The following is a 24,867-nucleotide window of genomic DNA, read 5'->3' as shown; positions in this document are numbered from 1 at the left end:
TCCTAATTTACCACAGCCTCTAAGCGATTTAAAAATGCTGATACATCTGAATGGTTTTTATCGATATACTCTTTAATAGATTTTTCACCCTTTTTCAGTATATCCGGGGGCACTACTCCTGCATAAATTGTACCTTTGACGTGTTCCCAATCCTTATTTTTCAAAAATTCTCTTTCTCTCTGAGAGGAATCTTTTTGAAGGTCAGAGTAATAAGAAGTTATGGCTTGGTCATAGGATTGTCCCTTCTGCATCCGGCCTATAAGATTGACTGAATCAAGGTCTGCTTTGTAGTCATCTTCGCCTATGCTTGGCTTCATATCATTAGCGTTAAAGGTCGTGTCTCCTTCCCAACCTGAGAGATCTTTGACATGCTCTCTACCACCATAAAGATCTGATAACTGTACTTGATTAGGATTAAGGTGAGTCGCCATCGTAATAGACTGGTGAGTAAAGTCTGCGTGACCCGCTCCATTGTTAGAATAGGCCTTTAGTTTGCTATCCCAAAACGTATCAAAATCATCAACTTTCCCGTAAGCTTCTTTATATTCACTTTTAGCCGATTTGTATTTTTGGGGAGTGTCTGTTTTCATTTTAGTTGAAAAATTTCCTCCACCAGCTAGTGTATGTTGCAATCTAAGGTTATAATACAGTTCTTTGGCCTTTTCTTCTTTCAATCCCAGTTCTTGATAAATTTCAAGAATTGGTTTTAAAGTTCTCAATTTTTGGCCTGTATTCGGATCACTCACAAATTCTTTATAAAAATATTGCCACAATCCACCTGCCGTTTCATTCCACTTAAAGTCATCATAGTTGGCCGCACCGACGACTCGCAAAAAGATATAGTCACGAAACTCTTGACTTGAGGTTGGGAACTTCTTATCTATCCCTTGCTTGATGGTCAAGAGCTGTTGGGCTGTCTCTGCGTCAAAGCCGTATTCTGCCATCATGGTTTGGACAAAGGCCTTCTCTTTACGACTGAGCTTCATGTCCTTTGTATCAGAATAGGCAGTCAGGTAGTTGGCCCAAGTCAGGTCAGATGGAATTTTAAAGACCCCTGTCTTTGCATCCCAACTCGTTTCAATCTGGGCCAGTCCACGACTCAACTGCACATCGATACTAGCTAGATCATCGAACAGTCCTCCTGAGTAGCTATCATAGGTACGCAGGTCTCTCAAAATCGTTTCATAGACACGTTTATTGGCATGGTGTCCTCGCATGAGTTCCACATTACTGCGTCTCAATCTTCCCTTTTCTTCACTATCCATGGTCAAGCTAGAAAGGGTTTGGTTGACTTCATCTAGATAAGCAATCATTTGCTCTTCCTGACGGATCTTATCAAGCAGATCATCCTCACGCCAACTCTTGCTGTCGACCATACTTTGGTAGTCTTCTGGTAATTTCTTGATGGCTTGAGAGAAGGTTTCCGCATAGAGTTGTCCCCCTTTGCTCAAGGGTAATAAGACACTTGCAAAAAAACTTCTAGCCGAATTATAAGCATCGCCCTTTAGACTCTCTGTATCTTCTGAAAACTTTTTGATGGCTGATTGCAAGTCTTGATAAGCCTCCACCTGAGATTGGCACATGGTCGCTACACTCAAACTTTGTAGTTGTGATTGTTCTAAGTACATATCAATGCCCATGTCGTTTTTCCTCCTCTCTTTCTAGTTCTTTGCGTCTTTCATAGTAGACCTCATCCAAGTCTCCCTCTAACCGGAACTTTTCTTTTTTCAAATCATCCATGCGGTAGCTGAGGTTCTCAAGAATTTGGTTTTTAAGTTGGTTTCTTTGTAGGAGCGTTTCTTCCAACTGTCCTGCATATCGGCTCTGATAGGCCGCCTCCCACAAATCATTTTGATAACGGTGACTAGCTCTATCATACCCTTCAAAGGTTTCTATCAGTTCTTTGGTGCGATATTTCTCTTTTCCATTGTCTTCTAGTTGGTACAAGAGGTCTCGCTCTCTTTTCTTCAACTCATCTAACTTGCTCATGCATGACTCCTAAAACCATTGGCACCCGCTTCATCTAACGCCTCAAAATCACTCGCTATAGAGTGCAGTCGTTCTGAAGTCAGGGTGACGGCTGCCGAAATCTGACTAGCTAGATTTTGAGACTTTGTCAGACATTGATGGGCCTTGTTATTCCCTTGAAGGGTCGTTAATTCGTCTTGACTAGCCACAGCAATTGCTGTTAAAGATTGACAAGCATTTTTCAGCTGACTCGCATACATTTGAGCAAGATTTAAATCACTTTTTACTGTTGACATGACTGTTCTATCCTTTTTCTCAATCCCTTGTGATAGGTTTACTTTATTTAGCTATATAGACCTATTATACCATGTTTTGAATGCAAGCCCTAATTTATTCTATATTTAGATAATAAAATAGTTTTATATCTAAAAAGCTACCTAATTAGACTAGCTTCATTATCAAGCTATGCTCAATTGAACTCGGCCTAAGCACTTGGCAAAAAAGATAAAATCTCCACGAAACTGAAGTTTCTTCGTCACTTTTCCTATTTTTGCTTTGTGCTTTTGACGGCCTTTGTATCTTGTTAATTGAACTCGGCCTAAGCACTTGGCAAAAAAGATAAAATCTCCACGAAACTGAAGTTTCTTCGTCAATTTTCCTATTTTTGCTTTGTGCTTTTGACGGCCTTTGTATCTTGTTAATTGAACTCGGCCTAGCACTTGGCAAAAAAGATAAAATCTCCACGAAGGGAGAAAATCTGGTTTATTTTACCTTATAGTGCTAGGAACCGTAACCGAAGATAATACTCGAGTATATCGCGAGGTAAAGTGACAACATAAAAAGCCCTCTAAAATTAGAGAGCTGATTTGAGCTCGGGCTAAAATCCTAGTGAAACAAAAAATCTACACGGTCAGAAAAGTCTCTATCGTGCCATTTTCATACATGATGTATAGTCCAAGTAGAATGAATACTAAGGGCACAATGATTCGCTCGTATTTTTCAATTGTCTCGAATATTAACGGAATAGAGGATAACACCCGACTAATCTCGCATAAGATAATTATGCCGATTACAAACACAAGCAACGCCACGAGGGTCTGTGACCAATCTAACGAAGCAAAATAAGGTATATAGATACCTAAATTATCTCCGCCAGACGCAATTGTCAGCAATGTAACTGTCCAAAACAGTTGATTTGCCTTGCTTTGTTCTAATCTTTCAATAATTTCTTCCTCTTCTTCCTCACCTTCTCCAACAATTGCAAAGCGAATCCCTAAATAGATAGGGATTAAACCAAGCAATCCAACCATCCATTCTTCAGGCACGAAATTAACGATATAAGCAGCAACTAAACTCGCCCCTACAAGTAAACCTGTGCCTAGATATTGCCCCGCATAAATATGCCATTTTTGTTTATTCTGTGATAGCTGTGCAAATAAAATAATTAAAATAATTAAATAATCGATACTGGTAGAAATATAAACACCAATAGCAGATATGATTGTCTGTACCATAAAAAAACTCCTGTATTAGTCAGTAATAAATCAGCAGATTTTAGGGAAGCACAGACACATTAATTTAGCTATCGCTAGTGGGTAATGTCGAACGTAGGAAAGCATTTTACTCCTCCTCAAAACGTAGTTACAAAGTAATTTCTAACTGGAATTCGGTGACTACTTCCATGTAAAGTATAACATACTATACTTTACTTCGTAAAGTGTGGGCTCTCCGAGGGGGCTTACAGACAGCTACGCACCTTTATGGTGTAATTAGCTGATACCATTTGAGGTTTTTGTAGTCTCCAAAATTGTGACCGATAAAACTGTTCCTGGGTGGAGACCTGGAGGGAGCCGGTTTTTGTAGTCTCCAAAATTGTGACCGATAAAACCATCTCCTTTTTCCTAATACTCAATGAAAAGTTTTTGTAGTCTCCAAAATTGTGACCGATAAAACACGATTCAGTTATTCCAGATGCTGAAAACTGTTTTTGTAGTCTCCAAAATTGTGACCGATAAAACCTCAATAAAAAAGCCCTCTGAAGTCAGAGAGCTCCAGTCTTGCTGGATAAAACGTTTATAGACTAGGCGGACGAGGCGAAGATTGTACTAATGGTACATCAAGCCGAAGCCAACGAAGTATAGAAACGTTTTAGACGCAAGATTAGCGACGAAGTCCTAGAGAGTTGATTAACTCACGGTAACGGTTAACGTCGTTTTTACGCAAGTATGCAAGCAAGTTACGACGGCGACCGATTTTTTTCATCAATCCACGGTAAGTAGCGTGGTCTTTTTTGTGTTGTTTGATGTGTTCGTTAAGGTGGTTGATTTCCCAAGTAAGGACAGCAACTTGAACCTCTACTGAACCTGTATCACCTTCGTGACGTGCATATTGTGCGATGATTTCATTTTTTTTCTCTTTTGAGATTGCCATGATGTTTCTCCTTTTTATTTGGCTTCATCCGAGTGACAGGTTGGCATGCCTGTAACCAAGAAGAAGTTATTTGTCTTTACGACAGTTCTTATTCTACCAAGAAGCAGAGACTTTGTCAACTGATTTACTTTTTAAAAAATTGACCTACTCTACTGATTTCAGGGCTTCAAGCATATCCACCTTTCTCAAGTGGTGATTGACAAAGAAACCCAGTAAGGCTAAAATCACAGTCACTGCGACGATTGGAAGAGCATAGACTTCCCAGCTGACTCGTGGATAAAAAAGTATGGTGGCAGGTGAAATCATTTGAATCAAAAATTGATGTAAATAGTAGCCAGCTACCAAACCGAGAACAATACCAACAAAGGACAGCACCATGGTCTCGCGGTAGATATAGAGGGTCACTTCTTTATTATGGAAACCGAGAACCTTAATGGTCGAAAGTTCACGGATACGTTCTGCCACATTGATATTGGTGAGATTGTAAAGAATGACAATGGCTAGCAAGACGGAAACAAGGACAAGGATTGCCATGGTTTTATTGAGAGAATTGGCTACAGATTCAAAAAGGTGGATAGCCGTTGCATTTTGGATCACCCCAGAAACAGCAGTTTTTTTCATAAAGGCCGCAGCTTCTTTCTCCGTATTGGATGGTGTTGGCTCTTTTAATTTTACTAGGTAGGTATTGTCTTTCGGACTGGTACCGTAGACTTGTTCGTATGTCGCTCGGTTGAGATAAACAAAGTGTCCAACATAGTTTTCAGAAATAGCCGATACCTTGATTTCTTTCCCATCAAGCTCCAGCTTGTCTCCAACCGTAACATCTGCTAGTTGAGCTAGTTTTTGACTCACGACGGCTCCATCTGTGACCTGCACCTCTTGGCCATTTTCCTCTAATGCGATAAAGGGTTTGAAATTTTCTCTGCTTGTGACCATCATGGTGATAGTCTGAAGTCCTGCTTTTCCTTTGAAATCTTTTTCAATGGATTTAGAATAGATTTTTTGATAATCATGGATAGGCTCAGCTTGCAAGGCACTTTCTAGATCTGCTTTTTCTTTCTCCGTTGCACTGCTCTTTTCCGCTACAATCATCTGGTATTGCTGGATTTGTTCAAATTGACGATCGACAACTCCTCCCACAGAAGACTGAATGCCAAGACCTGCAAATAGGAGAGCAACCGAACCCGCAACTCCAAAAATGGTCATCAACATCCGTTGCTTATAACGGAAAATATTTCGCGCCGTAACCTTATGAGTGAAGCTCAAACGACTCCAAATAAAGCTCAAGCGTTCCAGCAAAATCTTTGATCCTTTAACGGGAGGTTTGGGCAGCAAAAGTTGGGCTGCTTCATCGTGCAATTCCCTCCGTGCCACCAGATAAGCTGGCAAAACACTGGATACCCAACTCAAGGCTAGGGCAAGGAGACTATAAGACCAGTAGAAATACTCCTGACTTTTCCCAACGACCATTCCAGCTGTTATAACATCCGAAATCACGCCTGCAAGGAGATAATGTCCTAGAAGTGTTCCTAAAACGGTTCCCACAGTTCCTGCAAGAAAACCATAGAGGACAAACTTGGCAACAATATCTTTATTCTGGTAACCTAGGGCCTTGAAAATACCAGCATTGGTACGCTCTTCATCCACAAAGCGAGTCATAGTTGTAAAGGTCACCATTGCCGCAACCATATAAAGCACCACGGGAAAGATATTCCCGACAGAACGAATGCTTGCTGAAGCATTACTATACATGAGGTATCCTTGACCACCTGGCATGGTTTGGCGATTGTATACATGGTAAGTAGGCTCTGCCAGTTCATCAAGCTCTTTCTGGCGTTGTTCAAGCTTCTCTTTTTCCTTGGCTAGATTACTCTCTGTCTGAGCCATTTTTTCTTTTTCTGTAGCCAATTCTTCCTTAGCTTTTGTCAATTGCTCCTTGGCTTGACTCTTTTGAGGCTCAGGCAAAGCGGTCACTTGTTCTTCTTGATTTTTCAATCGACTTTCAGCCTGTTCTAACTGGCTCTTGCCTTTTTGAAGGTTACCTTCAGCTGTTTGGAGCTGCTCTTTTCCATCTTCCAAGCTCTTTTGCCCATTTGCTTTGATACTTGCCAATCTTTTTTGACCATTATCGGCAAGCAAGTTTTGTAAGTCTTCCTGGTGTTGATCTCGTTTGCTTCTATAGTCTGATGAAAAAGCATCCAAATTTTTTAAATCATCATAGCGCACACGCGCAATGCTATAAACATCTGAGTCAAACTGACTGGGTAAAATCACTCCATAGCCAGCCAAGCTTCCATTTCCACTACTAGCCCCTCCCAAGTCTTCTTGAGAAAGTATCTCACCCGACTGAACAAATCCAGTAATGGTGAAAGATTGGGATTTTATGACGGTCTTCCCTTCTTCTTTCTTGCTAAAGGTAATTGTCTGCCCAATCTGATAGCGGTCTTTCCAGAAATCTGCCAAGGAAATTTCCCCATCAGCCTCTGGCAGTCGCCCTTCTGTCACTTGAAAAGTTGAAATTCCCTCTGGCTTAGAATAAAGTCGAATTGCTTCTTCACTATTTTCAACGGTTAGGTCTGCCATATAGCCAAACTCAACACTTGCTCCTTGAAGGGTCTTTAGTTCGTCCTGATCTTCTTTGTCCAAGCCATAATCAGCTATCACTGCCAGATCCAGGGTATTGGCTTTACGGAGATAATCCCCTGCCGTGCGTTCCATGTTTGGACTGGCTACTTTAAGACCTACTAGGGCTAAAGAACCCAGCATCATCAAGGTCAAGATAGAAGCAAAGCGTCCCTTAGAAGCAATCACCGACTGGAGCAAGTCTTTTCGGTATGTTTTTTTCATGCTAATACTCCAATGTATCGATAGCCTGTGGATGCTCATTGATTGTTACTCTCATAACAGTGGCATCACGCATGTGAATCACCCGATCTGCGATAGGAGCTAGCGAGCTATTGTGAGTCACGATGATTACCGTCGCTCCCTTTTGACGAGACATGTCTTGGAGAATCTTCAAGACTTGCTTGCCTGTCTGATAATCCAAGGCTCCAGTTGGTTCATCACAAAGGAGAATTTTAGGATTTTTAGCTACTGCGCGTGCAATGGAGACTCGCTGTTGCTCCCCTCCAGAAAGCTGGGCTGGAAAATTATTCATCCGATGAGCAAGACCCACATCTGTCAGAACTTGCTCGGGATTCAAGGCATCTGTCACGATTTCTGAAGCCAACTCCACATTTTCCTTAGCGGTCAGATTGGAAACTAGATTATAAAACTGAAAAACAAAACCGACATCATTGCGGCGGTAATTGGTTCTCTGGTGGGAACTATAATCTGCAATATTGGCACCATCAATCCAGATTTCCCCCTCGTCATTGGTATCCATTCCCCCAAGAAGATTAAGAACCGTTGACTTGCCTGCACCAGACGCACCTAGAATGATAACCAATTCACCCTTCTCAATCTCAAAATTCACATCGCGATTAGCCACAATCTCCGTGTCCCCAACCTGATATCGCTTGTAACAATGTTTCATCTCAATATAAGCCATCATCAACCTCACTTTCTTTAACTACTTCTTAATATCATTATAACGCTTTTTCAAAGAGTTGGATACTAGAATAAAAAGAAAAACCTAGGTATTCCTAGGCTTTCTTTTTACAAATTATTTTCCAAGGTAGTATTCAGAAACTACGTTCAATTTTTCGTCGAATTCGAATACCAATGGTGGGAAGTTAGGGATTTCCACGTCCATGATTTCGTCATCTGACAAACCTTTGATGTGTTTTACAAGGGCACGGATTGAGTTACCGTGAGCTCCTACGAATACGTTTTTACCATCTTTAAGAGCTGGAGCGATTTTATCTTCCCAGAATGGAAGGGCACGTTCCAAAGTCACTTTCAAGTTTTCAGCATCTGGAATAACTGAGTCGTCAAGTGAAGCGTAACGACGGTCTGTGTGAGCTGAGTGCTCATCATCACGGTCCATGTTTGGAGGCAATACATCGTATGAACGACGCCAGATGTGAACTTGCTCATCACCAAATTGTTCAGCAGCTTCAGCTTTGTTTTTACCAGTCAAACCACCATAGTGACGTTCGTTCAAACGCCATGATTTTTCAACTGGAACCCACAATTGATCAGAAGCTTCAAGAGCCAAGTTAGTTGTTTTGATCGCACGTTTCAATACTGAAGTGTAAGCTTGGTCAAATTCGATACCAGCTTCTTTGATCAATTTACCAGCGTCAATCGCTTGTTGTGTACCTTTTTCAGACAAATCAACATCAGCCCAACCAGTGAAAAGGTTAGCTTTGTTCCATTCAGACTCACCGTGGCGAGCAAAAACCAATTTTACCATTAGATGGATTCTCCTTTAAATTTTCCGAGGTTTCCCCTCGTTTATCTATTCTATTTTACACAATTTTTCACAAAAAAGCTAGTTAAAATCGACAAGTTCTGACAGTCAGGAAGTAAAGTCCTCTCATCCTGATTAGGAACTTCTATAATTCATTACTTTTTATTTGCAAAAATAGAAGTTCTAAAATCATTTGTTTGGTCTAGGTAGGCTTTAAAGACTGCTCTCTTAAGTTTATGGACAGCACTGTCAGTTTCTGGGTTATAGTCACTCCAACGCATACCTTCCGCATCCTGTAAAACAGCTTGATCCATCAGTTCTTGCAATTCTTTTACTCTTTGAATGGTTTTCGTGGCATTGCTCATCCATGATTGCGTCGGATCTTTAAAAGTAATTTTATTCAAATGATCAAACTGAGCAACGCGCTCTTGATACATAGCTTTTTTAAAGGCTGCCCAAGATGAATACTGACCACCAAATAGCTTTTCTAAAACAAGCTTATCTGTCACTAATCCTTGCTTTTTACCGTAGAGGTTGATTGTATGACCATTTTGTTTAGCAATTTCTTCATATTGGTTGGAAATATATGGGACCATACCTTCTTTAAATCCTTTAGCAGCTAAGAGTTCATAAGCTATCCGGCGTCCCATAAGATCTCCAGGAGTTCCTTTCTCACTGCTCAATGCTGAAAAGATTGGTGCAAAGAGTTTAATCGTAAAGTAGCCATTTCTCTCATAAGTGCCAGCCTGATACTCACGAGCCGAAAGAATATTATTGTCAATCAAACTATCAAAGCTAGTCAATTTTTTAGCTTCATCTTCAGTCAAATTTTTCACAACATTAGTAGCATAAACATCATTTCCGTCTGCTGGATCTGTTAGATAGTGGTTCTCAATTTTTCTAAGAGCTTCCATTTTCTGAGAAACATTCAGTTTCTTAACGATCGATTGCCCTTCAAGATATTCCAACAGATAGATGAGGTCAAACATATTATGAGCGTATTTCTGGAGATCGGATGCATCTTTGAATCGTTCCGTCGGATCTAAGACTTGTAGACGGGATCCTTCCATGCTATCTGATTTTGAATGTTTCAAGATTGAGTTAATGGTAATGGTTGCATCATTTGGATGATCTGGCGCTTGTAATAAGCCTTTAGCAAAGAACTCAGGACCAAGACCACTTCTTCTACCATAGCCACCAAGATAGATATCCTGATCTGAATCATGGGTCATCTCATGGGTATACGTAATAGCGCCATCCTTATCCAACATACGGTAAGACATATAATAGACACCATCTCCTGTTGCGTATGCACCGTGATGATTATGAACCACCTTGTTACCAACTGGTCCAAAGAAATGTTGCATTGCAGGATTTGAATTCTCAAAGTCTGCGATTGTTGAAGCCTTTCCTTCAGTATGATCATCACCAAACTTATAGGCATCATAAAGCAGGATCGTACGATAGAGTTTTTCACGTCCCTCATTATCTAAAATACGATACCAATAATCGTAGTGATCTCGCTGACGCTTGGCTGTTTCACGCGCATTATCTTCAACAAACTTATTGAGTTCATCTCCAGCCTTATAGTCGCTGTTGCGGTAGCGATCGTAAGCTCCAAATCCTAGGCTAGACAAGGTTGAGATGACAAAGACTGATCTTTCTGGCAAGGTAAGGAGAGGCAAGACCATATTGCGGTATTTCCAAGTACTACTAGTAATTCGGTCATAAACTCCGATAGAATACTTAGTCCCTGCTTGCTCTTGCTTGGCTTTGACCTCTGCAATAGTGGATTTTTCTTCGACGATGAAAGCTTTGGTCTGTTTTTTAAACCAGTCATTGTTGCTAGTGTTTGGTAAAAAGACTTTTCGGTAATTTTCTAGCGTGCTAAACAAATCTGTCGTTCCATGATGGCTGGCAAGACTGATACCATAAGTATCAACGTTGTTCTTAGCAAGCAGATTATTAAATCCTGATTTCCCTAACTCAATCAAAGTATCTAACGGAGATGCATTTCCTTTGCCAAAGAAATCAAGGTGATACAAGACCAAGTCTTTAATATTAACCTGACCATAGCTAAAGTTATACCAACGCTCCAAGTAGCTCATACCAAGAAGCAAGGCTTCCTTGTTACGCTTGATTTTATCTACAATATAACCTGTCATTACTTGATTGTTTTCCACTAGACCAGCATCCGCTGACAAGAGTTTTCTCAGACTGTCTTCTAGATGCTCCTTCGTTTTAGCAAACTGCTCTTCTAGATAGAGCTCGGTTTGCTTCACTTTTGGTGAAATACCAAGTGTGTTTCTAATAGCATCTGAATGATAATTTACCTTCTTCAATTCTGGTAAGACTTGCCGGATAATCGTTTCTTGATTATACAAGAATTGGTTTGGCGTATAGAGAAGCCCCGTATCTCCTAGACTATATTCTGCCAACTTAGCAAAATCATTCTGGTACTTGAGCTGGAATGTTTCAGAGGAATGATCCTGGTAATGGAGCAAGAGTTTGTTTGCAGTCTGTTTGTTGGAAACAATATCGGTGATGACTTGGTCATCCTTCATCATGACTGCTGACAAGAGTTCTTTTTGATATAAAAGACTGTTCTCATTGACCAGGTTTCCGTATTTGACGATGGTTGCCTTGTTGTAGAAAGGTAGCAATTTTTCAATATTTTTATAAGCCAAGGCGCGCTGAGCTTGATAATGCTTCACCTTAGAAAAATCACTTTCTTTACTACCACTTGTTGAAAGAGGCTCCACTGTTGGAGGAGCGAGAGGATTGATTTCTGCTTTTTTATTAGTCACTTCAGAAGCATCTAAAATTGTTCCTCTTTCTACAAATGATTCCTTGCTGACGACTTCTTCCCTGACCAAGGTGACATTGTAGACTCTATTAGCTTTGTTGCTGAATGTATTAGCCACCTTCATTTCATTATAGTGGTAACCGGTAATAGCATTCCCGTTGGTTACATTGACATCACTTAGTACATTGGTCAATCTTCCTGCATGCTGTTCCTCATTCGTCTTTCGATCCCACAAATATCCAGCCACACCCGCAACTCTACCAAAGTGCTTGACATTATTGATATCACCTTCAGCATAGCTATCCTGTATATGCGCATCTTGGTCTACTAGACCTGCAAGCCCACCAACAGTCTGATCTGAACTATTGGTGTTGGAGGAAATGGCTACTGTCGCTTTTGACTTAGTCAGTGAAGCTCTGCCTCCTGTCAAATGACCAACCAAACCACCAATATTGTATGCCGCAGTCGTTTCGTAAGTATTAACAATTCTTCCCTTAAAACTGCTCTCTGTGATGCTTGATTGGTCTGCCTTAGCCAACAAACCACCGATACCACGTTCCCCAGCCAGAACACCATCGACATGAACTTGCTTAATCTTTGTGTTATCCGTAGCTTCATTGGCCAGTGAACCGATATCATCTTTACCTGAAATAGAGACATTTTTTAGGCTCAACTTTTCTACTGTGGCCCCTCTCAAGCTTTCAAAAAGAGGCTTTTTCAAATTGTAAATAGCATACCGCTTACCATCTTTTTCACCAATCAACTGACCAGTAAAGGTGCCCCTGATGTAAGATCTGTCATCAGGTCCCAAATCCACTTCGTTGGCATTCAAGCTAGCCGCTAAATGATAGGTTCCAGAGAGATTCTTGTTGATAGCTTTAACCAAGTTGCTAAAGGAAGTGAAGGTTGTTGTTTCTTCTGTAGCCTTTTTTGCGAGATAGAAGGTGAAATTATCGACATATTTATTTTCTAGCTCTTGCTGGAGTTTCTCAGCTTTGGCTATGATTTTATAAACGGATTGTCCATTTTTTATTTCTGCAGTTATTGAAGCGACAGGTAGATAGACATCTTTGAATGACGACGATTTTGCCTTAACAAAGTAAGTGTCTATATTACTTGGAACACTGTCTAAAGAAACATGTTGTTTGTAAGTACCATTGGTCTGACTATATAACTCCAGATCAGAAACATTTCTTAATTCAAGTGTTTTTTCTGGATCTTTTTCTTTTGGTTTTTCAGCCGGATTTTCTGGTTTTGCTTGCTCAATATTGCCAGTATATTCTGGAAGAGGAGCTACTTGTTCGGGTTCAACAATCGCTCCGGATTGGGTACCTGTATAAGATGGTTTCGATGGTACCTGTTCTGGTTCGACTATTGCTCCAGATTGAATGCCTGTATATTCTGGTTTTTCGACCGTCTCAGGGGCTACAACAGCTCCCGATTGCTCGCCTTTATATTCTGGCAAGGAAGGCTGAGTCTCCGGTTCGACGATGGCACCAGATTGAGTTCCCTTGTACTCTGGTTGTGGAGCCACTTGCTCTGGTTCAACAACCGCTCCGGACTGGGTACCTGTATAGGATGGCTTATCAGCCGTTTCTGGTTCGACGATGGCTCCAGATTGAATGCCTGTATATTCTGGTTTTTCAGTTGTCTCAGGGGCAACTATTGCACCAGATTGCTCACCTTTATATTCTGGTAAGGAAGCATGGGTCTCTGGTTCGACGATAGCACCAGCTTGAGTTCCCTGATATTCAGGTAGCGGAGCTACTTTCTCGGGTTCGACTATTGCTCCAGACTGAGTTCCTGCATAGGCTGGTTTATCAGTTTTCTCAGGGGCTACAACAGCTCCAGATTGCTCACCTTTATATTCTGGTAAGGAAGGCTGAATTTCCGGTTCGACGAGAGCACCGGATGGAGTCCCCTGATACTCAGGTTGCGGATCTACTTTCTCGGGTTCGACGACCGCTCCGGACTGAGTTTCTCTATATTCTGGTTTTTTGGCTGTCTCAGGGGCTACAACAGCTCCAGATTGCTCACCTTTATATTCTGGTAATGAGGCCTGAGTCTCAGGCTCACCTTTTCTTGCAGACTGGGGTATTTCACTCGATACAACTGCCTTCTTAGTCCCTTTTTCTACTATACGTGGTAAGGCTTCTTCTACCTTAGTCGAGAGAACTTCTCGGGAAATTTCTTGATTTTCAACAGTGAAAATACGAACAACCTCAACCTTCTTCCCAACATGACCTTCTTGTTTGACACGAATTGTTCCCTCAATTAAATCTGGATTCTCTTGAACCACTTCAGCAAAGTCTAGCTTGGTTTCAATCTCTTGATCTTTGTATAAGAGCTCTGGTTTATTTAAACGACCAGCCAAGACTTCGTCATGAGGATCCACACTAGCAATACCAGACGGCTTTTGATTGGGTGAATCTTTAGAAGGGATTGGCTTGTCAGCAGGGCTTGTTGGAGACGGATTTTTCCGCTCATCTCTTACATTTTGCCCACCTTCATTGGACTGGAAATGAGGGTGAACCGTATCGTCTAGTTTCTGATCTCTAGCAACAGTTTCTAACTGATTAATTTTCTTGTCTTGCTTAATATAGCCTAGATAGGTATAACCTGACAGGACTCTTGGCAGAGGCAGACTATCTCCTTGGGATAATTGATATTCTTGATTGTATTGTAGCAAAAGCTGATTTTCAATAGCCTGAACCGAAGAGACCAAACCGCTCCCCACGCCTGTTATCAAAACAACCTTCAACAATGCTTTCTTATTGCCTTTCTTTCTCGAAACAGCAAAAATGAGGAGTCCAATCGAAGCGAGGGCTCCACCAGTAAGGACGGTAACCAGATTATTGTGCTCACCGGTATTAGGCAACAGACCTAGTTGGGCTTTCTCATCCATACGGTAGACTAGATAATAGGTACTCTCACTATCTTCAGCAATATTAGGAAAATCCTTTACAATCAAGTCCTTCTCATGACTACTCAGTTCTGTATCCGTCACGTATTTGTAGTGAACAGATACATTTTCTTGAGCAAATACGGTCCCACCGCTAGCAATAGACACAAAAAATAAACTAGAAATTGAAGCAGACACAAGACCAATCGCTAACTTTCGTAAGGAAAAACGATGCTGCTTCTCTCCAAAAAACTTTTTCATTCTATATCCTCTCTATTATTTTATCCATTTCAAAATAGAAGAAGCATTTTGCTTCCTCACTATGATAAACTTACAAGAAACAAAAATACTTCTATATATATTTTGATATATTTAATCTACAACCATCATTATACTATAAAAAGAGTTCCTTGTCTCAAATAAATGCTTTAGATTTTACGAATGAAATAGCTTATTTATCCTGTAAGATTTTCCGTCAATTGGTAACAAAAAAATAAGGCTAACCGTCTTCATACTGTAATAAGTATTTCTAACAAATAGTCAATTCGTCCCACCTCAATTCGAAAGATATGATTCTTCAATTTCAAATTTTTTCAAAATTTCAAAGTATAGGAATTGCCAATAATTGTCATAATTTCTCCTATCTAGTCCACGAATGGGACTAATCCAACAGAACTACCTACGATAAACAATACAGACAGTGCAGGAGTCACAAGCTCATCGCCCTTGAAATACACAATAGCCACAATTCTTAAAACTAAAATAGTAACTTTCATCAATCATGAAATCATTGAAAAATCGTCAACGCTCTTCAATTACCCTATTCTAACTCCAAATCAGAAGCGACCAATAATCTCATCAAACTTATCAAGCGAAATTCCTTTGGTTTTCGAAACTTTGAAAACTTCAAAAAACGATTTTTATCGCTCTGAACATCAAAAAAGAAAGGACGAAATTTGTCCTTTCTCTATCTTAGCTTTTCTTTAATCCACTACTACTGACAAAGAACCAATTTTAGAGTTTCTCCATTTACTCTAGTTGACAAAAACTCTATTTATAGTTCAACTTTAAATTTTTTGAGGCTTCCTAAAAATAATGAAGCACCAACAATAATGACGATTCCCCCTATCCATCCTAAGAATGGAACCAATGCAAGTGCAGAGCCAACAATTAATAAGACTGAGGGTGCAATAGAAATTCTATTATCATCTTTATAGTATATTAGTGAGAGAATACCTAGAATTAAAATTCCAATTTTTACTAAACTAAAAATAATAAAAATAATTCCTAAGATGACACCAACAACTTCTTCATCATCAAATATAGAGGCAATCATAATTATAATAATTGGCAAAATGGTTAGGATAGTTCCTGTAACTAAACCAATGATACCATCTAATTGAGCAAGTGTTTTCTTTTTCATCAATATTTCCTTTTCATTAAAAATTAATATTATACATTAATTTTGTTTAATATTTTCTTTTATATCAAACTAAAATACACACACAGAAAACTTTTTTAATCTATAATTCGATTATTTCTCTTCAAACCCTTCTGCTACTGCATCCGCAAAGTTTTCTTCTACGATGCTTGCACAGTGGTCACAGATGACTGCATGGTAGCTGCGTTCTGCTGTTGTTGGGTCGATACGACGGCAACGGTCACATACTTCACCTGCAGCGCGTTCAACTGTGAAGGCTACATCTTCAAAGCTAACGGCAGTTTCTGGAGCTGGTCCTTCTGCGATGGTCAATTCAGACACAATCAAAAGTTGTGCTACATTGCTGTTTACTGCTTCGAGTAGAGTTTTCACAACTTCGTTTGGATAAACTGTCAAGTGTGCTTCAAGTGATTTCCCGATAACTTTGGCATTACGCGCTTCTTCCAAGGCTTTTTGAGCTTGTCCACGGAAGTCCATGAAGGCTGCCCAGGTATCCAAGATTTCTTCTTGGTTAGCAAACGTCTCTGCTTCTGGCAATTCTGACAATTGAACGAAGTCTTCTGTTTCAAACTCAAGGTATGACCAGATTTCCTCTGCTGTATGAGGAAGAATTGGTGTCAAGAGTTTGGTGATTTTCACAAGAATGTCATAGAAGACAGTCTGCATTTGACGGCGTTCCAGTGATTTTGCACCTTCGATATAAACAACATCTTTGGCAAAATCAAGGTAGAAGGCTGACAGGTCAACGTTGATAAAGTTCACCAAGGCCTTATAGATTGTCAAGAATTCAAAGTTTGCATAAGCATCACGAATAGTCTTAACAAGTTGGTTAAAGCGAATAGTCATGTACTTATCAACTGAACGAAGCTCATCGTAAGCGACTGCATCTTGAGCTGGGTTAAAGTCAGAAGTATTGGCAATCAAGAAACGAAGAGTGTTACGGATCTTACGGTAAGTTTCAGAGACTTGGCTCAAGATATCCATAGAGATACGCACGTCGTTGCTTGAGTCTACACTTGTTACCCAAAGACGCAAGATTTCTGCACCAAATTGTTTTTCAACATCACTTGGGGCAATTGTATTTCCAAGAGATTTAGACATCTTCTCACCTTTACCATCAAGGGCAAAACCTTGTGACAAGATTTGTTTGTAAGGTGCTACGCCATGATTGGCAACAGATGTGATAAGTGAAGAATTGAACCAACCACGGTATTGGTCAGAACCTTCTAGGTAAAGGTCTGCTGGGTAAGTCAACTCAGGACGGTTTACCACAACCCCATTCCATGATGAACCTGAGTCAAACCAAACATCCATGATATCTGTTTCTTTTTTGAACTCGCCATTTGGTGAACCTGGATGAGTAAATCCTTCTGGCAAGAGGTCCTTAGCATCACGTTCCCACCAGATGATAGAACCGTGTTCCTCAAAGAGTTGAGCCACGTGTTCAATCGTTTCAGCTGTCATGATCGCTGTACCATCTTCAGCGTAGAAGATTGGAAGCGGAACACCCCAGGCACGTTGACGAGAGATAACCCAGTCGCCACGGTCACGAATCATATTGTAAAGACGAACTTTACCCCATTCTGAGTGGAATTTCACTTTTTCAATTTCATCCAAGATTTCTTGGCGGAATTTAGAAACTGAAGCAAACCATTGTGGAACTGCACGCCAGATGATTGGTTTCTTCGTACGCCAGTCAAATGGGTATGAGTGAGAGATTTCTTCTTGGGCAAGAAGGAGGTTACCAAGTTTCTCGATAACAGTTGGAACTACCTTTTCATAGAATTGACCTTCAAACTCAGGACCAGCATTCTTCATCATGATACCACGTTCGTCAACAGTCACTGCGACTTCAAGACCATTAGCAATACCGACATTGTAGTCATCCTCACCAAAACCAGGGGCTGTATGGACAATACCTGTACCAGAGTCAGTCGTAACGTGATCACCGAGAATTACCAACTCATCTACAGCCTTATCCCATGGGTGTTCTGTTACGATGTGGTTCAATTCTTGACCACGGTATGTTGCCAAGACTTGAACATCAGCCCAACCAAATTTCTCAGACAAGCTAGTCAATAATTCTGCAGCAACGACAAACTTACGAGCTTCACCTGCAGGTTGAACCAAGACGTAATCAATATCCGCTCCGACAGTCAAACCACGAGAAGCTGTGATAGTAAATGGAGTAGTTGTCCAGACAACGATATAAGTATCTGTATCTAGGACACCTTTGCCATCTTTTACCTTGTTGGCATAGTAAAGAGAAGTTGAAACCAAATCATGGTATTCAATCTCTGCTTCAGCAAGGGCAGATTCAGATGACCAAGACCAGTAAACTGGCTTGGCTCCACGGTAGATATAACCCTTGTTAGCCATCTCACCGAAGACACGGATTTGGGCTGCTTCATAATCAGGAGTCAAAGTCACATATGGATTTTCCCAGTCACCAGAAACACCCAAACGTTTAAAGTCTTCACGTTGTTTATCTACTTGTGAAAGAGCGTATTCACGGCAAAGTTTCAAGTACTCAACCAAGTCCATTTCTTTACGTTTGACACCTTGTTTTGCCAAAACTTGCTCGATTGGCAGACCATGTGTATCCCAACCTGGAATATATGGTGCATAAAATCCTGACATAGATTTTGAACGAACAATGATATCTTTTGAAATCTTGTTCATTGCGTGTCCAACGTGGATATTTCCGTTCGCATATGGAGGGCCATCATGCAAGGTGAAATGAGGTTTTCCTTGGTTCAATTCTTGACGACGTTGATAAAGTTTTGCATCTTCCCATTCCTTTTGCCAAACTGGCTCTTTGGTAGGAAGGCCTGCACGCATTGGGAAAGCTGTTTTCCCAAGATTAAGGGTATCTTTGAGTTTCATGGTATCTCCTTTATAAATAATAACAAATTAAAAACCACGACTGCCAAAAAGGACGAAAATCGTGGTACCACCTTTATTCGGAAAAAGATTTAGTCTTTCTCCCTCTTATCCCGTAACGTGGGAAACGTCAAATCCTACTAGCTTCAGACTTGAGTTTTTGAGAGGATAATCTTATCGTTAGGGAATGCAGGACTCACACCATCTCCTGCTCGCTGGAAATATAAGGATAAAATATTGTTCTCACATATCACTATTCATTATAAGATTAGGACAGATTCTTTATTTGTATCTTCCTCATTCGATGAAGGGCCTTCGACTTCAACTGGCTCTAAATGTTCTTCCACATAATGATGTTGTTGAGCTTCAAATTCAGCTAATTCTCTATTACCAGCCTCAATTCGAGCTTGTAACTCAGCCATTTCTTCAGGTGTAAATTGACGAGTCATATCGATTGGTTCTTCTTCTGGTTGTGAATACACTGACTCACCAAGAACTTCACCAACAACTTCTTTAAATGCTTCATCACTTGTCTGAAGATAGGTAGCTGTTGGGCGCAGAATATCTTCCCAATCTGATGATTCAACAATTGCTAACTGACTCTCAATTGTAGATTTGAGACGTTGGTGGAAGACACGGCTTTTGTTCTTCAATTCTTCAGTCTCAACAGCAACTTTCTTAGCATTATCAGTAGCTTGACGCAAAATCTCATTAGCCTTATATTTTGCTTCTTCAAGCAAACGTTGGGCATCTTGCTCTGCCTGTTGGATAATATTATTAGAACGATCTTGAGCAGCTTGTTTCACACGCTCTGCCGTATCTTGAGCAATCAATACTGATTGACTCAAAGAATCTTTCATCTCATCAAAGTAAGACAAACGTTCTTCCAAGCTCTTGATATGCAACTCTTTATCATGATTGCTTCGAACTAAATCTTCATAATCACGAACAATAATTTCAAGAAATTCTTCAACTTCTTCTGGATCAAAACCTCTAAATCTTGTACCAAAGGTTTTATCTTTGATTTCTAACGATGTAATTGGCATATTATTCCTCACTTACTTAATAATAATTGGACCGTTAATTTCTTTTTATCTTTTTTTGTTTGCCCATTATCTCTAACAAGTTTCAATCGACTAAATTTCCTCACACTAATCAAATCACCAACTTGAACTGCATAATCTGATTTTTCAACTAAATGGTAATTAACTTGGACTGCCTGTTTTTCAATTAACTGACTTGCCTGATTTCTAGACAGCTTTAAGACACCTGCTAGAAAACCATCTAATCTAGAACTAGCAATACAAATATCTAATTCTTGATAATCTTCTACTGTAGCAATTCTCTCAGTAAAATCCCGTTCTTCTAGACGAACCGGTAACCGAGCAATTTTCGTAATGCCGTCTTGAAAAAGGAGAGTAAACTGTCGATTAATGATAATCTGTGCTCTCTCTTCGTTGACTAAGATATCACCAAATAGCTTCCTATCAATTCCTAGCTTGTTTAAAACAGTTCCTAATATTTTTGCATGTGTTAACCGCTCAAACTTATTAGGATAGACAATTTCTTGCAAGGAAAGTTCAAAATCAGAGAATTCTGGCTCAAAATAATCAGGATACAGGAGAACCCGTACATATTCAGTTTCAAGAAACTGCCGACTGCTCATGTAGGAGATGCCGTTGGTTGATGCTAGCACCTTTAAAATCTTTTCTTGATGGGGATTTACAAAGTGTGTTAAAAAAGGAGAATAGGAATCTTCTACCTTTTTTATCCATTCTACTCCCTTATCAATAAAAGACGAATCATTCTTAGAAAAGTGTTGATAAATCATCTTCTTCATAGAAAGATTACTAAAAGTCGAATCAACTGCTCCCCTAGGAAGTGAACTAGTAATACCGCAATCCAGACAGACAAGTCAAGACCTGCAATCTGGAGGGGTAAACGTTGCAAGGGAGCTACTATCGGTTTCACTAAACTAATAATCAAGCGTCCAAGACGTGATTCATAAGCATTGGGAAACCAAGACATCAGAGCAAACACGATTAAAATCAGTGAATAGATATCCACTGCATTTTGAACAAAACGAATGAGAAAGATCATTATCTTACTCTCGTACGTTTCATATCAAAGCCAAATTCACCATTTTGTGATTCATCTGGAATTTTGATATCTTCAATATTGACGACAACATCAACTGGTGTCAGCAGGTACATAGTAGATGCTACCTTTTTCATGTTACCAGCTAAAACGTGGCGCGCCCCATCCAGATAGTCCAAACAACGACGTGCTTGAACTTCTGTCATATATTGGAAATCAATCAAAATACTTTCGTTACCAGCTAATAAATCAACAATATCTGTGGCATCTTCGTATTTACGTGGATAACGAACATCAATTGTCACCTTATCAGTAGAACGTTGACTTTGCATAGCTAACTCTTGTTGACGGGCATGAAGACGAGTGATGTTTTTATCTTTAGATGGCGTACTAGCAGCTTGTTGAGGCAACTCTTGAACAGAAGGGACTGGAGTCACAATCGGCTCTTCAGCTTTAGGCTGGTATGCAGTACCAACATCTTCTCCATCTTCTGTAAAATAATCTATAAATTTATCAAATCTATCTTTTAAAGACATATTTCTTTCCTATTTAAAAAATGCTGTACCAATTCTGACAAATGTTGAGCCAAATTCAATCGCTTCCTTGTAGTCGCGACTCATACCCATACTCAAGTCCGTCATTGGCATATTGGGAATTTGTTTTTCTCTAATTTCTAGTTGCAAATCCTGCGTAGCTTTAAAAATTTCTTTCAACTCATCACTACTAGCTTCAAAAGGAGCCATGGTCATCAAGCCGACATATTCGATTTTATCTAAGGTTGCTAATTCCGGCAAGAACTCTAATAGTTCTTCCCTTGAAAAACCATGTTTGCTCTCTTCCCTTGAGATATTTACTTGTAAGAAACACTTAACAACTCGGTCACTTCTTTTTTGAATTTCCTCTGCTAGCTTTAATGAATCCAAAGCGTGGAAATAATCAACATACTGAATGACGTCTTTGACCTTGCGTCTTTGCAAGGTTCCAATCAAATGCCAGGTAATATTTCTATCTTTTAAAGCTTCATATTTCTCAAGAAATTTATCCACACGATTTTCACCAATATGATGCACACCTAGCGGAAGCAAAGCCTCCGCTGTCGGTACGTCTACATATTTTGTAACAGCAACAACCGAAACAGAATTGGTTTCTCTTCCTGACTGCTGACTTGCATCTTTTATTTGTTGAAAAACACGTTCTGTATTTTCTTTCAAATTCATTTACTTAACGATTTTTGAAAAATGGAGGAGTGTCTAATTCATCCTCATCGTGTAAAGATGGTGCTTCGAAACGTTCAACTGGTGATACAACTGAATCAGTCGGACGAACAATTGTCTCACGACGCAAGTCCCAATCACCAAATGCTGAAGTTTGAGAAGTTTCTGTACGGCGAGGTGCTGGACTTGGAATTTCTGCAGTTTCAGCCATATCAAAGTGACGATTATGATTGTGTGCATGGCTAGGACTTGCTTGCTCATGACGAACAGTTTGTCTTGGTGCATGACCAACAACTTTTTCAACACGATCTTGGCGAACACCAGTTGCCACAACTGTAACACGGATTTCATCTTTCATGTTTTCATCGATAGATGTTCCGAGCCAGATATTCACTCCTTGGCCAGCAGCTTGGTTGACGATCTCTGAAGCTTCTTCTGCCTCAATCAAAGTCAAGTCGAGACCACCAGTAACGTTGACGATGACATCCTCAGCACCGTCAATAGTTGTTTCAAGAAGTGGTGAGTAGATTGCCTTACGAGCTGCTTCTACCACACGTTCTTCACCACTACCGATACCGATACCCATTAGGGCGTTTCCTTTATTTGCCATAACTGTTTTCACATCGGCAAAGTCAAGGTTAATCAAACCAGGATTTGTAATCAAGTCAGTAATCCCTTGAACACCTTGGCGAAGTACGTTATCTGCTTCGCTAAGAGCTTCAAGAAGTGGAGTTTTCTTATCAACAATTTCAAGCAAGTTGTTGTTTGAAATAATCAATAGAGTATCTACATGCTCACGAAGTTGATTGATTCCTTCTACAGCGTACTGACCACGTTTGCTTCCTTCGAAACCAAAAGGACGTGTCACAACACCAACTGTAAGAGCACCTAAATCTTTAGCAATGCGGGCAATAACAGGAGCTGCACCAGTACCAGAGCCACCTCCCATACCTGCAGTAATGAAGACCATATCTGCTCCAGTAATAGCTTGAGTCAAGGCTTCTTCGCTTTCTTCAGCTGCCTTTTGACCAACTTCAGGTCGACCGCCAGCACCCAAACCACGAGTCAATTTAGGGCCTAACTGAATTACAGTCTCAGCTTTTGTACTACTCAAAGCTTGTACATCTGTGTTTGCTGCGATAAATTCTACGCCTGCAACACCTTCGTCAACCATGCGGTTAATGGCGTTACCACCACCTCCACCAACACCGATTACTTTAATAACTGCACCTTGAGCTGCTGCTGTATCAAATGAAAATGTCATAGTTTATTTTTCCTCTTTTATTCATCAAACATGCTTCCGATTAAGCCACGGAAACGATCTGCGATTTTTGGTTTATTTTGAGAAGATACTTTATCTTCTTTCGGAGCAACTACGTTCGTAGAAGCTGACTGCTCTACCTCAGTATTTTGAACTGGTTGAATAGGGGTAGGTTGTGCTACCTGCGTAACGCGTTGAATCATCCCACCAAAATTAATTGGTTGGTGACGCAAAGTATCCTCACCCTTAACTGCTCGTTGTGCTAATAAATGCACCTCAGTCAATTGACCAGCAAATTCAGACAAGCTAATCACATGAGCGAAGGCAGGATTACGGATTCCAACTTGATTTGGAACGTAAAGTTTGACACCAACGCCAAATACTTCCTGTGCAAGTTCTACAATACCTGGTAAAATAGCATTTCCACCAATCAGAACAATCCCACCTGGAAGATCCAACAAATGTCTTCTTTCCAACTCTTGTTTGATTTGTTCAAAAATGTGCTTAATGCGGGCTGAAATAATCTCTGCTAGGTAGCTTTCTGTAACTTCTACAGGCTCTACTTCACCAATTACTTCAACTTGGAAGGTTTCATTGCTTGCAAGTGAAGGGTAGGCTTCACCATAGTTCAATTTCAATCCTTCAGCTAGTTTTTGTGAAGTCTTCAAGACTTTAGAGATATCTTTTGTGACATAATCTCCACCTTCTTGAAGAATATTTGTAAACTGGAGTTCTTGGTTACGGATTGTAGCAACAGTTGTTTGACCTGCTCCCATATCAATCACCGTAGCTCCAAATTCACGCTCTCCTTCATTCAAGACTGAACGAACCAAAGCCAATGGTGAAATAATAATATTTTCAACCTGAACACCTGAGCGCTCAACTGTCTTGCGTAAATTGTGAAGAATAGTACGTGGACCTGTGTAAAGCAAACCACGCATTTCAAGACGAACCCCCATCATACCACGTGGGTCACGAATACCTTGGAAGCCATCTACGATAAATTCTTCAGGAATAAAAGTAATGACTTCACGATCTGGTGTCATACTCTTTGTCAAGGCTGATTTAACAACATTTTCAACATCTTGATCTGTAATTTCTTTTGTATCAGATGTAACTGGAATCATTCCTTGAGTTGGTTCTACTTGCAAAAGATTTCCAGGCAAACCAACATTCACTGATTTGATTGAAATGCCAGCTTTCTCTTCTGCTTGGGAAATAGCTGACTTGATAGCAGTTGCTGCTGCTTCAATATCAACGATAATCCCATCCTTTACACCTTTACTCTTGGCATTACTTACACCAATTACATTTAGTTCACCATTTCTAAGCTCGGCAACCAACACCTTAATCGAATTGGTTCCGATATCTAAGCCTGTAAAAAAACCATCTCTAGCCATTACATCGCATCCTCTCTCTTCCAAGTTTCAAACTTCTATTCAATATAGCTAAAACAGGGCATAGCTATTCACAGAATATTATAACACAAAAAAACCAATCGTGCTTAGTTT

At 40.1% G+C, this 24,867-nt stretch carries 18 protein-coding genes, 1 pseudogene and 1 other annotated feature; of the genes and pseudogenes, 1 reads left to right on the top strand and 18 read right to left on the bottom strand.

The features are described 5' to 3' along the window. Positions 1-2: 2 nt before the first annotated feature. The 9 genes from O3616_RS04475 to O3616_RS04435 form a co-directional block, all read right to left on the bottom strand. Entirely contained in the window at positions 3-1,640 is a 1,638-nt protein-coding gene (locus O3616_RS04475) for a T7SS effector LXG polymorphic toxin (RefSeq protein WP_371638204.1), read from the bottom strand. Next, complete coding sequence (locus tag O3616_RS04470) at positions 1,630-1,989, bottom strand: hypothetical protein (RefSeq protein WP_371638203.1); 360 nt, start codon at positions 1,987-1,989, stop codon at positions 1,630-1,632. The genes O3616_RS04475 and O3616_RS04470 overlap by 11 nt, the downstream gene beginning before the upstream one ends. Further along, on the bottom strand, positions 1,986-2,264 hold the full coding sequence (locus tag O3616_RS04465) for a TIGR04197 family type VII secretion effector (RefSeq protein WP_371638202.1): 279 nt from the start codon (positions 2,262-2,264) through the stop codon (positions 1,986-1,988). Before O3616_RS04465 ends, O3616_RS04470 begins: the two co-directional genes overlap by 4 nt. 606 nt (positions 2,265-2,870) lie before the next feature. Continuing rightward, positions 2,871-3,482 carry a CadD family cadmium resistance transporter gene (locus O3616_RS04460; protein ID WP_371638201.1) on the bottom strand — a complete coding sequence of 204 codons (612 nt, stop codon included), beginning with the start codon at positions 3,480-3,482 and terminating at the stop codon, positions 2,871-2,873. A 646-nt stretch (positions 3,483-4,128) separates the two neighbouring features. Further along, a complete protein-coding gene (gene rpsO, locus O3616_RS04455; protein ID WP_001018251.1) occupies positions 4,129-4,398 on the bottom strand; it encodes a 30S ribosomal protein S15 in 270 nt (89 codons plus the stop codon). A 144-nt stretch (positions 4,399-4,542) separates the two neighbouring features. Further along, positions 4,543-7,251, bottom strand: a complete 2,709-nt coding sequence (locus O3616_RS04450) for an FtsX-like permease family protein (protein WP_371638243.1) — start codon at positions 7,249-7,251, stop codon at positions 4,543-4,545. Beyond that, entirely contained in the window at positions 7,247-7,948 is a 702-nt protein-coding gene (locus O3616_RS04445) for an ABC transporter ATP-binding protein (protein ID WP_371638242.1), read from the bottom strand. The genes O3616_RS04450 and O3616_RS04445 overlap by 5 nt, the downstream gene beginning before the upstream one ends. Positions 7,949-8,062: 114 nt before the next feature. Continuing rightward, entirely contained in the window at positions 8,063-8,755 is a 693-nt protein-coding gene (locus O3616_RS04440; protein ID WP_000240129.1) for a phosphoglycerate mutase, read from the bottom strand. A 152-nt stretch (positions 8,756-8,907) separates the two neighbouring features. Next, positions 8,908-14,721 (bottom strand): ZmpA/ZmpB/ZmpC family metallo-endopeptidase, encoded by a 5,814-nt coding sequence (locus O3616_RS04435; RefSeq protein ID WP_371638200.1) that lies wholly within the window; start codon positions 14,719-14,721, stop codon positions 8,908-8,910. Between the two features lie 533 nt (positions 14,722-15,254). On the opposite strand from O3616_RS04435, the pseudogene O3616_RS04430 reads away from it, so the two are divergent. After that, positions 15,255-15,436, top strand: a pseudogene (locus tag O3616_RS04430) (transposase); the annotation flags it as partial. A 78-nt stretch (positions 15,437-15,514) separates the two neighbouring features. Here O3616_RS04430 and O3616_RS04425 read toward each other — a convergent pair. From O3616_RS04425 to ftsA, 9 genes are all read right to left on the bottom strand, one after another. Then, on the bottom strand, positions 15,515-15,883 hold the full coding sequence (locus O3616_RS04425) for a hypothetical protein (protein WP_004263686.1): 369 nt from the start codon (positions 15,881-15,883) through the stop codon (positions 15,515-15,517). A gap of 111 nt (positions 15,884-15,994) precedes the next feature. Further along, the gene (ileS, locus tag O3616_RS04420; protein ID WP_371638199.1) at positions 15,995-18,787 is read right to left on the bottom strand and encodes an isoleucine--tRNA ligase; all 2,793 of its coding nucleotides are present in this window, start codon (positions 18,785-18,787) and stop codon (positions 15,995-15,997) included. Between the two features lie 45 nt (positions 18,788-18,832). Continuing rightward, positions 18,833-19,044 (bottom strand) — a binding site (T-box leader). Beyond that, positions 19,045-19,830: a DivIVA domain-containing protein gene (locus O3616_RS04415; protein WP_049487346.1), complete on the bottom strand. Its 786-nt coding sequence runs from the start codon at positions 19,828-19,830 to the stop codon at positions 19,045-19,047. Positions 19,831-19,838: 8 nt separating this feature from the next. Next, positions 19,839-20,624, bottom strand: coding sequence for an RNA-binding protein (locus O3616_RS04410; RefSeq protein WP_371638198.1), 786 nt, complete (start codon positions 20,622-20,624; stop codon positions 19,839-19,841). Further along, positions 20,621-20,884 carry a YggT family protein gene (locus tag O3616_RS04405; protein WP_000576496.1) on the bottom strand — a complete coding sequence of 88 codons (264 nt, stop codon included), beginning with the start codon at positions 20,882-20,884 and terminating at the stop codon, positions 20,621-20,623. The genes O3616_RS04410 and O3616_RS04405 overlap by 4 nt, the downstream gene beginning before the upstream one ends. Beyond that, positions 20,884-21,417, bottom strand: a complete 534-nt coding sequence (locus tag O3616_RS04400; protein WP_049502426.1) for a cell division protein SepF — start codon at positions 21,415-21,417, stop codon at positions 20,884-20,886. The genes O3616_RS04405 and O3616_RS04400 overlap by 1 nt, the downstream gene beginning before the upstream one ends. Positions 21,418-21,426: 9 nt before the next feature. Then, the gene (locus O3616_RS04395; protein WP_049551588.1) at positions 21,427-22,098 is read right to left on the bottom strand and encodes a YggS family pyridoxal phosphate-dependent enzyme; all 672 of its coding nucleotides are present in this window, start codon (positions 22,096-22,098) and stop codon (positions 21,427-21,429) included. A 4-nt stretch (positions 22,099-22,102) separates the two neighbouring features. Then, positions 22,103-23,359: a cell division protein FtsZ gene (gene ftsZ / locus O3616_RS04390; RefSeq protein ID WP_049551589.1), complete on the bottom strand. Its 1,257-nt coding sequence runs from the start codon at positions 23,357-23,359 to the stop codon at positions 22,103-22,105. A 17-nt stretch (positions 23,360-23,376) separates the two neighbouring features. Further along, positions 23,377-24,756 (bottom strand): cell division protein FtsA, encoded by a 1,380-nt coding sequence (ftsA, locus tag O3616_RS04385; protein WP_033688313.1) that lies wholly within the window; start codon positions 24,754-24,756, stop codon positions 23,377-23,379. Positions 24,757-24,867 lie beyond the last annotated feature (111 nt).

Source organism: Streptococcus sp. 27098_8_86 (assembly GCF_041432595.1).
Classification (GTDB): Bacteria; Bacillota; Bacilli; order Lactobacillales; family Streptococcaceae; genus Streptococcus; species Streptococcus pneumoniae_F.
Note: the sequence above shows the minus strand (reverse complement) of the source record. Positions and strands in the feature narration are given on the sequence as shown.